This window comes from Pseudomonas sp. DF11 (genome assembly GCF_058148565.1).
This window is the reverse complement of sequence record NZ_JBYVYN010000005.1, coordinates 355,571-369,271: the sequence shown is the minus strand read 5'-3', so window position 1 is coordinate 369,271 and position 13,701 is coordinate 355,571. Positions and strand designations below refer to the sequence as shown.

Genomic DNA, 13,701 nt, shown 5'->3' with positions numbered 1-13,701 from the left:
GCCAGCAAGTTTCGATATGTGAATACCCATGACCACTCCACAGCCCTGCTACCACTGCGCTCTGCCCGTTCCTCCCGGCAGCCGCTTCACCGCCGTTGTCCTCGGTGAAACCCGCGAGCTGTGCTGCCCGGGCTGCCAGGCGGTGGCCGAGGCGATTGTCGCCGGTGGCCTGGAAAGCTATTACCAGCATCGCAGCGAAGCGTCGGCCAACCCCGAAACCCTGCCTGTCCAACTGACCGATGAACTGGCGCTGTACGATCGCCCTGACGTGCAGCAATCGTTCGTGCGCCATGAAGGCGAACTGGCCGAAGCCACCCTGTTGATGGAAGGCATCAGTTGCGCCGCCTGCGGCTGGCTGATCGAAAAGCAGCTACGCAGCCTGCCGGCCGTGGCCGAGGCGCGGTTGAACCTGTCCAATCATCGCCTGCATGTGCGCTGGGCCGACGCTCAACTGCCACTGAGTACGCTACTCGCCGAGTTGCGCCAGATCGGCTACGTCGCTCACCCGTACCAGGCCGACCAGGCCTGCGAGCAACTCGCCGCACAAAACCGCCTGGCCCTGCGCCAATTGGGCGTGGCCGGCCTGTTGTGGTTCCAGGCAATGATGGCGACCATGGCCACCTGGCCGGAATTCAACATCGACCTGAGCCCGGAGATGCATACCATCCTGCGCTGGGTCGCGCTGTTCCTCACCACCCCTATCGTCTTCTACAGCTGCGCGCCATTCTTCAAAGGCGCCATGCGCGACCTGCGTACCCGGCACCTGACCATGGACGTTTCGGTGTCCCTGGCCATTGGCGGCGCCTACGTCGCCGGGATCTGGACGTCGATCACCGGCGTCGGCGAACTGTATTTCGATGCCGTGGGCATGTTCGCCCTGTTCCTGCTGGCCGGCCGCTACCTGGAACGTCGCGCCCGGGAGCGCACCGCCGCCGCCACCGCCCAGTTGGTCAACCTGCTGCCGGCCTCGTGCCTGCGCCTGGAGGCGGACGGCCAGAGCGAACGCATCCTGCTCAGCGAATTGCGCACCGGTGACCGGGTGCTGGTGCATCCAGGGGCGGTCCTGCCGGCCGACGGCAAGATCCTCGATGGGCAGTCCAGCATCGACGAATCGCTGCTGACCGGCGAGTACCTGCCACAACCTCGCCAAGTAGGCGATACGGTCACCGCAGGCACGCTGAACGTCGAAGGCGCCTTGACCGTCGAGGTACTGGCCCTCGGGCAAGACACCCGGTTGTCGGCCATCGTGCGGCTTTTGGAGCGGGCCCAGGCCGAGAAGCCGCGACTGGCGGAAATCGCCGATCGCGCCGCCCAATGGTTCCTGTTGTTCTCGCTGGTCGCGGCGGCGGCCATCGGCCTGTTGTGGTGGCAGCTGGATGCTTCGCGGGCCTTCTGGATCGTACTGGCGATGCTGGTCGCCACCTGCCCTTGCGCGCTGTCCCTGGCCACACCGACGGCCCTCACCGCTGCCACCGGCACCTTGCACAAACTCGGCCTGCTACTGACGCGCGGTCATGTGCTGGAAGGCCTGAACCAGATCGATACGGTGATTTTCGATAAGACCGGCACCCTCACCGAAGGCCGCCTGGCGTTACGTGCTATTCGGCCATTGGCGGTCCTCGACAGCGATCAATGCCTGGCCTTGGCCGCCGCCCTGGAAAACCGTTCGGAACACCCCATCGCCCGCGCCTTCGGCCGCGCCCCCTTGGCCGCCGAGCAAGTGCAGAGTACCCCGGGGCTGGGGTTGGAAGGCCTGGTGGCCGAACAGCGCCTGCGCATCGGCCAGCCCGGTTTCGTCTGCGAACTGAGTGGCGTCTCCGTACCGCTGATGCCAGACGAACCCGGGCAATGGCTGTTGCTGGGTGATGAGATAGGACCGCTGGCCTGGTTCGTCCTCGATGACCGCTTGCGCGTCGATGCCCCTGCCCTGCTGGCGGCCTGCAAGGCGCGGGGCTGGCGCACGCTGCTGTTGTCGGGTGACAGTTCGCCGATGGTTGCCAGCGTCGCTGCCGAACTGGGTATCGATGAAGCCCGGGGCGGCCTGCGCCCGGACGACAAACTGGCCGTGTTGCAACAGTTGCACCAACAGGGCCGCAAGGTGCTGATGCTCGGTGATGGCGTGAACGACGTGCCAGTACTGGCGGCGGCGGACATCAGTGTCGCCATGGGCTCGGCCACCGACCTGGCCAAGACCAGCGCCGACGCGGTACTGCTGTCCAACCGCCTCGATGCCCTGGTCCATGCCTTCAGCCTGGCCCGACGTACCCGCCGGGTGATCATCGAGAACCTGGTGTGGGCAGGGCTGTACAATGGCCTCATGTTGCCGTTCGCCGCCCTCGGCTGGATTACGCCGGTGTGGGCCGCGGTCGGCATGTCCATCAGTTCGTTGACCGTGGTGTTGAATGCGCTGAGGCTGACCCGTCAGCCCAAGGCGCAGGTTATCGACGCCACGCCCGATACCCGCCCGCTGCCGGTCTGAGCCGCGCGGGCATGGAGTTCCGACATGCCAGCTCTCTACGTGATGATTCCGGCCGCGCTGCTGATCGTGGCCATCGCCGTATACATTTTCTTCTGGGCCGTGGACAGCGGGCAGTACGACGACCTCGACGGCCCGGCCCACAGCATTCTGTTCGACGATCAGGACCCGAACCACAAAGCGGCGGTGGACGAAGCCAGTGGCGAGCCCCGCAAGCCGGACGACAAGGCCCCGCCCCATGCTTGACCTGGCGCCCCTGTTGGTTTCGGCGGTCATCCTTGGCCTGCTCGGCGGCGGCCATTGCCTGGGCATGTGCGGCGGCCTGATGGGCGCCCTGACCCTGGCGATCCCCAGGGAGCAGCGCAGCCGGCGCTTCCGGCTGCTGCTGGCGTACAACCTGGGGCGGATCCTGAGCTACGCAACCGCCGGGTTGCTGATCGGCCTGGCCGGTTGGGCCGTCTCCAACAGCCCGGCAGCGATGATCATGCGGGTGCTGGCCGGCCTGCTGTTGATTGCCATGGGCCTGTACCTGGCGGGTTGGTGGAGCGGCCTGACCCGCATCGAAAGCGTCGGGCGTGGCTTGTGGCGGCACATCCAGCCCGTCGCCAACCGTTTGCTGCCGGTGTCGAGCCTGCCCCGGGCCTTGCTGCTTGGCGCGCTGTGGGGCTGGCTGCCGTGTGGGTTGGTCTACAGCACCCTGTTGTGGTCCGCCAGCCAGGGCAATGCCCTGGACAGCGCATTGCTGATGCTCGCCTTCGGCCTCGGCACCTGGCCGGTGCTGCTCGCCACCGGGCTGGCCGCCGAACGCGTCACCGCCCTGCTGCGCAAACGCAGCGTGCGCATGGCCGGTGGCTTGCTGGTGATTATTTTCGGGATCTGGACACTGCCCGGGCCGCATCAGCATTGGCTCATGGGGCATTGACCGAGTCACCGCCCATCACGAGCAGGCTCGCTCCCACAAGGAGCCGCATTGAACGCTTCAAATCCACCGTGGGAGCGAGCCTGCTCGCGATGGGCCCTGACACAGGTCCCGCCCCGTTGACGCAAATCAAGACGGTCTCGCCTACGCGCCCCTAGACTCGCTCCATGCCAGTCTATCCGGGAAATGCCCGCATGCTCGACACCATTCGTTGGGACTCAGATCTCATCCGCCGTTACGACCTGGCGGGACCACGCTACACCTCGTACCCTACTGCGGCGCAGTTTGGCAGCCAGGTGGGCACCTTCGACCTGCTCCACGCCCTGCGTGACAGCCGCAAGGCCCTGCGGCCGCTGTCGCTGTATGTGCACATACCGTTCTGCGCGAACATTTGCTACTACTGCGCCTGCAACAAAGTCATCACCAAGGACCGTGGCCGTGCCCACGCCTATCTGCAACGCCTGGAACAGGAAATCCAGCTGATCGGCTGCCACCTGGACCCTACCCAACGCGTGGAACAGTTGCACTTTGGCGGTGGCACCCCGACGTTCCTCAGCCACGACGAACTGCGCCAACTGATGGCCAAGTTGCGCAAGCATATGAACCTGCTGGATGACGATTCCGGCGACTACAGTATTGAAATCGACCCCCGGGAAGCCGATTGGTCGACCATGGGCCTGCTGCGCGAATTGGGTTTCAACCGGGTCAGTATCGGCGTGCAAGACCTTGACCCGGCGGTGCAGCGAGCCGTCAATCGCCTGCAAAGCCTGGAAGAAACCCGTGCCGTGGTCGAAGCCGCCCGGACCTTGCAGTTCCGCTCGATCAATATCGACCTGATCTACGGACTGCCCAAGCAGACGCCGGAAAACTTCGCTCGCACCGTCCAGGAAGTCATCCATCTGCAACCGGACCGGCTCTCGGTATTCAACTACGCCCACCTGCCGGAACGCTTCATGCCCCAGCGGCGCATCGACAGCCAGGACTTGCCGAACCCTGAGCAGAAACTGGCGATGCTGCAAGGCACCATCGAACAACTGACCGCCGCCGGTTACCGCTACGTGGGCATGGACCACTTCGCCCTGCCCGACGACGAACTGGCAATCGCCCAGGAAGAGGCCACGCTGCAGCGCAACTTCCAGGGCTACACCACCCATGGTCATTGCGACCTGATCGGCCTGGGCGTTTCAGCCATCAGCCAGATCGGTGATTTGTACTGCCAGAACAGCAGTGACCTGAACCATTACCAGAACACCCTCGCCGACGGGCAACTGGCGACCAGCCGCGGGCTGATATGCAACGCCGACGACCGCCTGCGGCGCGCGGTGATCCAGCAGTTGATCTGCCATTTCCACCTGGCTTTCGCCGAGATCGAACAAGGCTTCAACATCGATTTCCGTGGCTATTTCGCGTCGTTGTGGCCGCAATTGCAGGCCATGGCCGAGGACGGCCTGATCGAACTGGACAGCACACATATCAAAGTACTACCGGCTGGTCGCCTGCTGGTGCGATCCGTGTGCATGGTGTTCGATGCCTATCTGGAGCAACAAAATCGACAGCGCTTCTCCCGAGTCATCTGAGCGCGACAATTTGACGACGAAAGCACACTGGTCGGGGCGACTACGCTGGGGTACCCTTACGCCTTATGTGTGATTTCCCACAAGGATTTAAGAAATGTCCGAGCCAGTCAAACTGCGCGCCCATAACCAGGCCCATTGCAAGGATTGCAGCCTGGCGCCCCTCTGCCTGCCACTTTCGTTGAACCTGGAGGACATGGATGCGCTGGACGACATCGTTAAACGGGGCCGACCGTTGAAAAAAGGTGAATTCCTGTTTCGCCAGGGCGACGCCTTCGACTCCGTTTATGCCGTGCGCTCGGGCGCCTTGAAGACCTTCAACTTGAGCGATGGTGGCGAAGAGCAGCTCACTGGCTTCCACCTGCCCAGCGAGCTGGTAGGCCTATCCGGCATGGACACCGAGAGCCATCCGGTCTCGGCCCAGGCGCTGGAAACCACCTCGGTGTGCGAAATCCCCTTTGATCGCCTGGACGAGCTGGCCTTGCAACTGCCGCAACTGCGCCGCCAGTTGATGCGGGTCATGAGCCGGGAAATCCGTGACGATCAGCAAATGATGCTGCTGCTCTCGAAAAAAACCGCCGACGAGCGTATCGCCACGTTCCTGGTCAACCTCTCGGCACGCTTCCGCGCCCGCGGGTTCTCGGCCAACCAGTTCCGCTTGAGCATGTCGCGCAACGAAATCGGCAACTACCTGGGTCTGGCGGTGGAAACCGTGTCCCGAGTATTCACCCGTTTCCAACAGAACGAGTTGATTGCCGCCGAAGGCAAGGAGATTCACATTCTCGACCCGATCCAACTGTGCGCCCTGGCCGGCGGCTCGATCGAAGGCTGATGGACCCGCGCGGCTGAGGGATTTGCCTCGCCGCGCTATACTGCCGCGTTTGCAGCCCTGCCAGGACACCTCCACGATGGTCTTCGACTCCTTCGACATCAAATCCCTGATCCGCCCCGTGATCGATTTCCCCAAGCCCGGCGTGATCTTTCGCGACATTACCCCACTGTTCCAATCCCCGACCGCCCTGCGGCTGGTCATGGACAGCTTCGCCCACCGCTACGTCGAGGCCGAGTTCACTCACATCGGCGCGATGGATGCCCGAGGCTTCCTGATCGGCTCGATCCTGGCCTATCAGTTGAACAAGCCGCTGGTCTTGTTCCGCAAGCAAGGCAAGCTGCCGGCCGATGTGCTGGCCGAGGGTTACCAGACCGAGTACGGCGAAGCCTTCCTGGAAGTGCACGCCGATAGCTTGTGCGAGGGGGACTCGGTGGTGATGTTCGATGACCTGATCGCCACCGGCGGCACGCTGATCGCCGCCGCCAACCTGATCCGCCGCATGGGCGCCAAGGTCCACGAGGCCGCGGCGATCATCGACTTGCCGGAGCTGCTGGGTTCCCAGCGCCTGGAAGACATGGGGATCCCGACGTTCTGCCTGACGCAGTTCTCGCTCAGCGAAAAATAATCCTCACCCACAACACATAACCCTTGTGGGGGCGAGCCTGCTCGCGATAGCGATAAATCAGCCAGTATTGATGTTGACTGGCACACCGCTTTCGCGAGCAAGCCCGCTCCCACATTAGTCTTTGGGTACGACTACAACGCGATCGGCTTGCGCCCCGCAAACGAATGCGCCAACGTCCCGCCATCCACCAACTCAAGCTCCCCACCCAGCGGCACGCCATGGGCGATGCGTGAGGCGATCAGGCCTTTGTTGTTCAGCAGTTGGGCGATGTAATGGGCGGTAGCTTCGCCTTCGACCGTCGGGTTCGTGGCAAGGATGACTTCCGTGAACGTACCCGCCTCTTCGATCCGCGCGATCAACTGTGGAATGCCGATGGCTTCCGGTCCCAAGCCGTCGAGGGGTGACAAATGCCCCTTGAGCACGAAATAGCGACCGCGGAATCCCGTCTGCTCCACCGCATACACATCCATCGGACCTTCCACGACGCACAGCAGGCTGTCGTCCCGACGCGGATCGGCGCATTGCGGGCAAAGATCATCTTCGGTGAGAGTCCGGCATAAACGGCAATGTCCCACGCCTTCCATGGCCTGGCTAAGGGCATGGGCCAGGCGTGAACCGCCGCTGCGATCACGCTCGAGCAATTGCAACGCCATGCGCTGGGCAGTTTTCTGACCCACACCCGGCAACGTTCGCAGGGCATCGATCAGTTGGCGAATCAAAGGGCTGAAGCTCATGGAGGAAATGTCCGACATAACAACGAGACGCGGTTTATACCCGCGCCTCCGATTAGCGTCAAATACTCAATCCTGCGCGACCCGAACCACCAACTTGCCGAAGTTGCGCCCTTCCAACAGGCCGATAAACGCCTGCGGCGCATTCTCGAGGCCATCGACCACGTCCTCGCGAAACTTGACCTTGCCATCACGCACCCAAGGGGCCATGGCACTGATGAACTCCGGCTGACGGTCACCGTAGTCGTCAAACACAATAAACCCCTGGATCCGCACGCGCTTGGTCAACAAGGTGCGCTGCAGTTGTGGCAAGCGATCCGGGCCGCTCGGTGCCTGTTGATCATTGTAGGACGCGATCAGGCCACAGAGCGGGATCCGTGCCTTGGCATTGAGCAACGGCACGACGGCATCGAAGACCTTGCCACCGACGTTTTCGTAATAGATGTCGATGCCCTTGTCGCAGGCCCGCGCCAGTTCCTCGGCAAAATTCGCGCTTTTATGATCGACACAGGCGTCAAAGCCCAGTTCGTCGACCACGTACTTGCATTTTTCCCTGCCGCCCGCAACGCCGACGACACGCAGGCCCTTGATCTTCGCCACCTGGCCGACCACCGAGCCCACCGCACCGGAGGCGGCCGCGACCACCAGGGTTTCCCCGGCCTTGGGTTGGCCAATGTCCATCAATCCCATGTATGCGGTCATGCCCGGCATGCCCAGCACCCCAAGGGCCATCGACGGGCTGGGCAGCCCGGCGGGGATAGGCATCACGTTGCGCCCATCGCTGATGCTGTGGCTCTGCCATCCCGTCGCGCCCACCACCAGATCACCTTCCTGGAATTTCGGGTGCAGCGAGCGCTCCACGCGGCTGACGGCACCACCGGTCATCACCTCATCGATTTCCACCGGCGCGGCGTAGGAAGGCGCGTCGCTCATTCGTCCGCGCATGTAAGGGTCCAGGGACAGGAACAGCGTCTTGAGCAGGATTTGCCCGTCCACCAGGTCCGGTAGTGTCACCTGCTCAAGACGAAAATTGTCCGGGGTGGGTGCGCCTTTAGGGCGGGAGGCGAGGACGATGCGCTGGTTGGAGGTCGATGCTTGTGACATGGAAAGGTCTCCTTGATCGTTGAGTGGCTCTTTATAAGGAGCAGACCCTTTTGAAGGGGGTGTGTTCGATGCTCTTGCCGTTGGACCGCGGTGCCAGCATCGCGAGCAGGCTCGCTCCCACAGGATGACGGTGGCAGACCTGGATTTTGTTAGTACCTTCAGACACTGTGGGAGCGAGCCTGCTCGCGATAGCGGCTTAACAGCCACCGAGGCTTTGGAGCAGAAACAAAAATGCCAGGCGCGATGCCTGGCATTGTGTGTAGCCCATCCCGACCGGGATGGCGAATCAGAACGGCAGCTTCATGCCCGGCGGCAGTTGCATGCCGGCGGTCATGCCGGACATCTTGTCCTGGCTGTTGGCTTCGATCTTGCGCACGGCGTCGTTGACAGCGGCGGCGAACAGCGCTTCGAGCATTTCCTTGTCGTCTTCGCTCAGGCCTTCGACCACGCTTGGGTCGATGCTCACGCGCTTGATGTCGTGGCGACCGGTCATGACCACGGTCACCATATCGCCGCCGGACTTGCCGGTGACTTCGGCGTTGGCCAGTTCTTCCTGCATCTTGGCCATTTTTTCCTGCATCTGCTGAGCCTGCTTCATCAGGCCGGCCATGCCACCTTTCATCATGGGAATCACCTCGAAAGTACTTGGATAAACAACGCGCCCGGCCCGTAGGACCCGACGCCTTCAGTTATGAGCCCTGGGTGACCGGGGCCTCGACAGGTTCGATAGTATCGTGACGGACCACGGCGCCGAACTGTTGCATCATCTGCTGGATGAATGGATCACTGTGGATCGACTCTTCGGCCTCGCGCTGACGGTCGGCACGGCGACGGGACGCGGCCTGGGCCGGAGTCTCCTGCTCGGGCTTGATCAGCTCGATGGTCAACGTCAGGGGGCGCTGGTGGTACTGGTTCAGTGCATCGTTGAGGCGACGCTGCTGGGTCGCGTTGAACAATGCGCTGTGGGCCGGGTCCAGGTGCAACAGCCAGTGATCGCCTTCCACGGAGATCAGCGTGCAGTTGGCGGCGATGCTACCGGTCATGCCGCTGATCGGCAGTCGAGGGAACAGTTCCAGCCATTGCAGCGCCAGCCCGGTGGCCGGCATCGCCGCTGGTTCCGGCTCGGGCTCCGGAGCCGGCTCGGCGGCGTGCTCGCTGGCCAGGTCGTCCAGGTAGCTGTAGGCCGAATCCATGTCCGGCTCGATGTAATCCTCGTCCAGCGGTGGCTCGTCGTCCAGGTCGATGCCCGGCGTGGCGACATCGACGTCGGCCACTGTTGGCTCGGGCACTGGCGCGACGACCCACTCCGGCGCATCGGGCACCACGCTGTCGGGCGTTGGCAATGGCATCGGCGGCAACTCAGGCTGCTCGGCGATGGTCTCCAGGACCGGCTCCACGGCGGGTTGCTGGACAACCTCCGGCTCGATCGGATCGTTCCAGGGCAGGTCGACCACGGCTTCGACGACAGGTTCGGGCGCCGCCTCGACGACCGGTTCGACTTCCGGCTCAGGGGCCGCCGTGACAACGGGTGTCGGGGTCGGTTGTACCACAGGCGCGACCGGAGCCGAAGCCACTGCCGGCGCAACGACGGGCGCGGCAGCCACTGGCTTGGCGGAATCAGCTGTGGCCTGGCTGATCCCCACTGGCTTTAGCGGTTGCCTCGGGGCGTCTGCCGTGTCGGCTGGCCGGAACGCCAGCATTCGCAACAGGACCATTTCGAAGCCGCCGCGCGGATCCGGCGCCAGGGGCAGGTCGCGACGGCCAATCAGGCCCATCTGGTAATAGAACTGCACGTCTTCGGCCGGCAGCGCCTGAGCCAGGGCCAGTACGCGATCACGGTCGCCATGGCCGTTGTCGACACCATCCGGCAAGGCCTGAGCGATGGCGACACGGTGCAGCACGTTGAGAATTTCCGAGAGCACGCCATTCCAGTCCGGCCCCTGCTCGGCCAGGTGACGCACAGCCTCGAGCAGCGCCTTGGCGTCGCCTTCGATCAGCGCATGCAACACGTCATAGACCTGGCCGTGATCGAGGGTACCGAGCATGGCCCGGACATCGGCGGCCATGACCTTGCCTTCACCGAAAGCGATGGCCTGATCGGTCAGGCTCATGGCATCGCGCATCGAACCATCGGCGGCGCGGCCCAGCAGCCACAGCGCATCGTCCTCGAAGGGTACGTTCTCGACACCCAGTACGTGCGTCAGGTGCTCGACGACCCGTTCCGGCGTCATGTTCTTGAGGGAGAACTGCAAGCATCGCGACAAAATCGTTGCGGGAAGTTTCTGCGGGTCAGTGGTCGCCAGGATGAACTTGACGTAGGGCGGTGGTTCCTCGAGGGTCTTGAGCAGCGCATTGAAGGAATGGCTGGAGAGCATGTGCACTTCGTCGATCAGGTAGACCTTGAAGCGCCCACGGCTCGGCGCGTACTGCACGTTGTCGAGCAGTTCGCGGGTGTCTTCGACCTTGGTGCGGCTGGCGGCGTCGATCTCGATCAGGTCGACGAAACGGCCCTCGTCGATTTCCCGGCAGACCGAGCACTCGCCGCAAGGTGTCGAGGTGATGCCGGTTTCACAGTTCAGGCACTTGGCGATGATCCGCGCGATGGTGGTCTTGCCCACACCGCGGGTACCCGTGAACAGGTAGGCATGGTGCAGCCGCTGGCTGTCCAAGGCATTGATCAGAGCCTTGAGCACATGGGTCTGGCCGACCATTTCGCGGAACGAGCGCGGACGCCATTTACGTGCAAGAACCTGATAACTCATCGAAAACCGTCGCAACGAAGGAACATAAGCGGCTAATGCTAGCGGAGCAGGGGCGAAATTGCATCCGGTGTGCTCGTCTAATCTGACTAAGATTGGTCAAGGACTCGGTTGTCGACGCGGTTTTGTACAGTCAGGAGAGTTTATGCGCTCAGCCATGGGGGCTTTGCTGTTGTTGGGTACCAGTTGCTTTGCCGAGGAAGGCCCCTTGCGCTTCGCCGTTACCGACGGCTGGGCGATGCCCATGGTGCAGATCGAACGAGGTCGGCCGACTCAGGGCATCATTCCCGACATCATGACAAGCCTGGCGACCCAGGTAGGGCTGCCGGCGCAATTCCACGTCCTGTCCCGCGCCCGGCTGGACGGCGCCATGAAACACGGCGAAATCGACCTGCGTTGTTATGTCAGCCCCGACTGGGTGAAGGACAGTGGCGATTATTTGTGGAGCATCCCGTTGTTTTTCCAGCGCGACCTGCTCGTCGCCACGGCAAGCACCCCTGCGGCGGTCACACCCGCAACGTTGCCGGAACAAGCCATCGGCACGGTGCTCGGCTATACCTACCCGACCTTGCAACCCTTGTTCGACAGCGGCCAACTGCACCGCGACGACGCCCGCAGCCAGGAACAAGTGCTGGCAAAACTGCTGGCCGGACGTTATCGCTACGGGATCAGTAACCAATGGGCGCTGGACTGGTTCAATCAACGCCATACCGCTGATCGACAACTCCATGAAGTGGCGGTGCTCCAGGAACAGCAGTTGAGCTGCTACGTGCGCAACGATCCGAACATCCCGGCACAACGCATCCTGAGGACATTGCTGAACATGAAGACGTCCGGGGAGATCGACGCAATCATCCGGCTTTACACCGGTCGCAGTGACGTATCGCCGGCCAGCAGCAACGCGCCCTCTCCCTGATCGCTGGGTCGCTGCCGCCATTGTGCCGGCGGGACGAACCCCTGGACCCAGCCGGGGATCTGCTCGGGCGGCATGGGCCGGGCGATGAAGTAACCTTGGGCCACCTCACAGCCCAGGCGCAGCAGCAACTGGCCATGCTCCAGGCTGTCCAGACCCTCGGCGACAACCTCACGGCCAAACGCCCGGGCCAGGCCGATCACTGCTTCGGTCAGCGCCAGGTCGTCCTGGTCGTCGAGAATGTCGCGGACAAAGGTCTTGTCGATCTTGATGGTTTGCGTGCGCAGGTGCTTGAGGTCGTTGAGCGAGCAGTAGCCCGTGCCGAAACCACCCAGAGAAAAACCCACGCCCAACGCCTGGCAGGCCTGGAGGCAAGCACTGACGTGCGCAACGTTTTCCACCGCGACGGATTCGACAATCTGCAGATCCAGCAGGCGTGGCGGTACCGCCGGATGCCGCTCCAGCACCTGACGCAGCCGCTCGACAAAATCCGCCCGCTGGAAATGCCGCACCGAGATATTGATGCTCACCGGCCAGCCCTGCCCCGCCTGCTGCCATTGCTGCAACTGGATGAGTACCTGCTCCATGACCCACTCGCCGATCTCGACGATCAGGTCAGTCTCTTCCACCAGGGGCAGGAACTCCCGAGGCGGCACCAGGCCACGCTGTGGGTGCTTCCAGCGCAGCAGCGCCTCCAGGCCGACCACGGTGCCATGGCGCATATTGACCTTGGGCTGGAAATGCAGCCGCAGCTCATCGTCGGCCAATGCCTGGCGGACCCGTTCGACAGTCTGGTAAGTGGCTCGCACCTCCTTGTCCCGGGACACATCGAACAAGTGGAAACGATTACGACCGCTTTGCTTGGCCACGTACATCGCCTGGTCAGCGTGGCGCAACAAGGTCTCGGCGTCTTCGTTGTCCCACGGGAACAGCGTGACGCCAATGCTGGCGAAGACCTTGATGTCCTTGCCGTCGATGCCATACGGCATGGAAACGGCGATCAATACCCGGTTCAACGCCGCATGCAATTCATCCATCCCACGCACATGGCGCAGCACCAGCACGAATTCATCCCCACCCAGCCGTGCTACCACGTCCTCGCCACGCACAATGCTGCGCAGGCGCCTGGCAACCTCCACCAACAACCGATCGCCGCTGGCATGGCCATAGCCGTCATTGACGGCCTTGAAGCCATCGAGGTCGAGCATGCACACCGCCAGGGGCAGGTTCTCCGCGCGGGAAAACTCCAGGGCCTGATCCAGCAGATCGGACAGATAAGTGCGGTTGGGCAGTCCGGTCAGCACATCGTGACCTACCCGCCATTGCAGCGAATGCAGCAGGCGCCGCTTTTCGCTGACGTCGAAACGAATCGCCAGGTAGCGTTCGATTTGCCCTGTCTGGTCGTCGATCACCGGCACCAGCGTGGTGTCGACCCAGTGCAGCGTACCGTCCTTGGCCCGGTTGCAGATCTCCCCTTTCCAGACCTGGCCCAGGGCAATGGTGCGCCACATGGCGCTGAAGAACTCGTCAGGGTGTTGGCCGGAATTGAGCAGGCGATGATTGGCGCCCAGCAACTCATCGCGCCGGTAACCAAAAAGGCTGCAAAATTGATCGTTGACGTAGGTGATGCGCCCGCTCAGATCGGTTTCGGAAAAAATCGCGGCGGCGTCAACGGCTCTGCGGTACTTCTTATCCATCGAAGCAGTCATCCATGAGTCAGGCTCATTTGTCGCGCGCGGTTGCACCGCCTTCAAGACAGGCGAAAATC

General features: G+C 62.9%; 12 protein-coding genes. 7 read left to right on the top strand and 5 right to left on the bottom strand.

Going from position 1 to position 13,701, the window contains the following annotated elements; all coding sequences use genetic code 11:
* Positions 1–28 precede the first annotated feature (28 nt).
* From AC30D9_RS17705 to AC30D9_RS17680, 6 genes are all read left to right on the top strand, one after another.
* A complete protein-coding gene (locus AC30D9_RS17705) occupies positions 29–2,479 on the top strand; it encodes a heavy metal translocating P-type ATPase (RefSeq protein ID WP_490144486.1) in 2,451 nt (816 codons plus the stop codon).
* Positions 2,480–2,503: 24 nt separating this feature from the next.
* Positions 2,504–2,722: a cbb3-type cytochrome oxidase assembly protein CcoS gene (gene ccoS / locus AC30D9_RS17700; protein WP_047227179.1), complete on the top strand. Its 219-nt coding sequence runs from the start codon at positions 2,504–2,506 to the stop codon at positions 2,720–2,722.
* A complete protein-coding gene (locus tag AC30D9_RS17695) occupies positions 2,715–3,398 on the top strand; it encodes a sulfite exporter TauE/SafE family protein (protein ID WP_134923485.1) in 684 nt (227 codons plus the stop codon). The genes ccoS and AC30D9_RS17695 overlap by 8 nt, the downstream gene beginning before the upstream one ends.
* 191 nt (positions 3,399–3,589) lie before the next feature.
* Positions 3,590–4,972: an oxygen-independent coproporphyrinogen III oxidase gene (hemN, locus tag AC30D9_RS17690; protein ID WP_307571381.1), complete on the top strand. Its 1,383-nt coding sequence runs from the start codon at positions 3,590–3,592 to the stop codon at positions 4,970–4,972.
* A 94-nt stretch (positions 4,973–5,066) separates the two neighbouring features.
* A complete protein-coding gene (gene fnr, locus AC30D9_RS17685) occupies positions 5,067–5,801 on the top strand; it encodes a fumarate/nitrate reduction transcriptional regulator Fnr (RefSeq protein WP_109751553.1) in 735 nt (244 codons plus the stop codon).
* A 76-nt stretch (positions 5,802–5,877) separates the two neighbouring features.
* Complete coding sequence (locus tag AC30D9_RS17680) at positions 5,878–6,426, top strand: adenine phosphoribosyltransferase (RefSeq protein ID WP_003183509.1); 549 nt, start codon at positions 5,878–5,880, stop codon at positions 6,424–6,426.
* A gap of 131 nt (positions 6,427–6,557) precedes the next feature.
* Here AC30D9_RS17680 and recR read toward each other — a convergent pair whose 3' ends face one another.
* The 4 genes from recR to dnaX form a co-directional block, all read right to left on the bottom strand.
* Positions 6,558–7,160: a recombination mediator RecR gene (recR, locus tag AC30D9_RS17675; RefSeq protein WP_490144485.1), complete on the bottom strand. Its 603-nt coding sequence runs from the start codon at positions 7,158–7,160 to the stop codon at positions 6,558–6,560.
* A gap of 66 nt (positions 7,161–7,226) precedes the next feature.
* Positions 7,227–8,261, bottom strand: a complete 1,035-nt coding sequence (locus tag AC30D9_RS17670; protein ID WP_490144484.1) for an NADP-dependent oxidoreductase — start codon at positions 8,259–8,261, stop codon at positions 7,227–7,229.
* Between the two features lie 286 nt (positions 8,262–8,547).
* Complete coding sequence (locus AC30D9_RS17665) at positions 8,548–8,886, bottom strand: YbaB/EbfC family nucleoid-associated protein (protein WP_003183512.1); 339 nt, start codon at positions 8,884–8,886, stop codon at positions 8,548–8,550.
* 64 nt (positions 8,887–8,950) lie between these two features.
* Positions 8,951–11,023 carry a DNA polymerase III subunit gamma/tau gene (gene dnaX, locus AC30D9_RS17660; RefSeq protein WP_490144483.1) on the bottom strand — a complete coding sequence of 691 codons (2,073 nt, stop codon included), beginning with the start codon at positions 11,021–11,023 and terminating at the stop codon, positions 8,951–8,953.
* Positions 11,024–11,165: 142 nt separating this feature from the next.
* Here dnaX and AC30D9_RS17655 point away from each other — a divergent pair, with 142 nt between their 5' ends.
* On the top strand, positions 11,166–11,936 hold the full coding sequence (locus AC30D9_RS17655; RefSeq protein WP_490144482.1) for a substrate-binding periplasmic protein: 771 nt from the start codon (positions 11,166–11,168) through the stop codon (positions 11,934–11,936).
* Here the strand turns inward: AC30D9_RS17655 and AC30D9_RS17650 are convergent.
* A complete protein-coding gene (locus AC30D9_RS17650) occupies positions 11,882–13,630 on the bottom strand; it encodes a putative bifunctional diguanylate cyclase/phosphodiesterase (protein WP_490144481.1) in 1,749 nt (582 codons plus the stop codon). The genes AC30D9_RS17655 and AC30D9_RS17650 overlap by 55 nt on opposite strands.
* Between the last annotated feature and the right edge of the window lie 71 nt (positions 13,631–13,701).

Coding starts and splice junctions, on each gene's coding strand:
- AC30D9_RS17705 (WP_490144486.1), top strand. CDS start 29: ATGACCACTCCACAGCCCTGCTACCACTGCGCTCTGCCCGTTCCTCCC.
- AC30D9_RS17680 (WP_003183509.1), top strand. CDS start 5,878: ATGGTCTTCGACTCCTTCGACATCAAATCCCTGATCCGCCCCGTGATC.
- hemN (WP_307571381.1), top strand. CDS start 3,590: ATGCTCGACACCATTCGTTGGGACTCAGATCTCATCCGCCGTTACGAC.
- AC30D9_RS17695 (WP_134923485.1), top strand. CDS start 2,715: ATGCTTGACCTGGCGCCCCTGTTGGTTTCGGCGGTCATCCTTGGCCTG.
- AC30D9_RS17665 (WP_003183512.1), bottom strand. CDS start 8,886: ATGATGAAAGGTGGCATGGCCGGCCTGATGAAGCAGGCTCAGCAGATG.
- dnaX (WP_490144483.1), bottom strand. CDS start 11,023: ATGAGTTATCAGGTTCTTGCACGTAAATGGCGTCCGCGCTCGTTCCGC.
- AC30D9_RS17655 (WP_490144482.1), top strand. CDS start 11,166: ATGCGCTCAGCCATGGGGGCTTTGCTGTTGTTGGGTACCAGTTGCTTT.
- AC30D9_RS17670 (WP_490144484.1), bottom strand. CDS start 8,261: ATGTCACAAGCATCGACCTCCAACCAGCGCATCGTCCTCGCCTCCCGC.
- fnr (WP_109751553.1), top strand. CDS start 5,067: ATGTCCGAGCCAGTCAAACTGCGCGCCCATAACCAGGCCCATTGCAAG.
- AC30D9_RS17650 (WP_490144481.1), bottom strand. CDS start 13,630: ATGGATAAGAAGTACCGCAGAGCCGTTGACGCCGCCGCGATTTTTTCC.
- ccoS (WP_047227179.1), top strand. CDS start 2,504: ATGCCAGCTCTCTACGTGATGATTCCGGCCGCGCTGCTGATCGTGGCC.
- recR (WP_490144485.1), bottom strand. CDS start 7,160: ATGAGCTTCAGCCCTTTGATTCGCCAACTGATCGATGCCCTGCGAACG.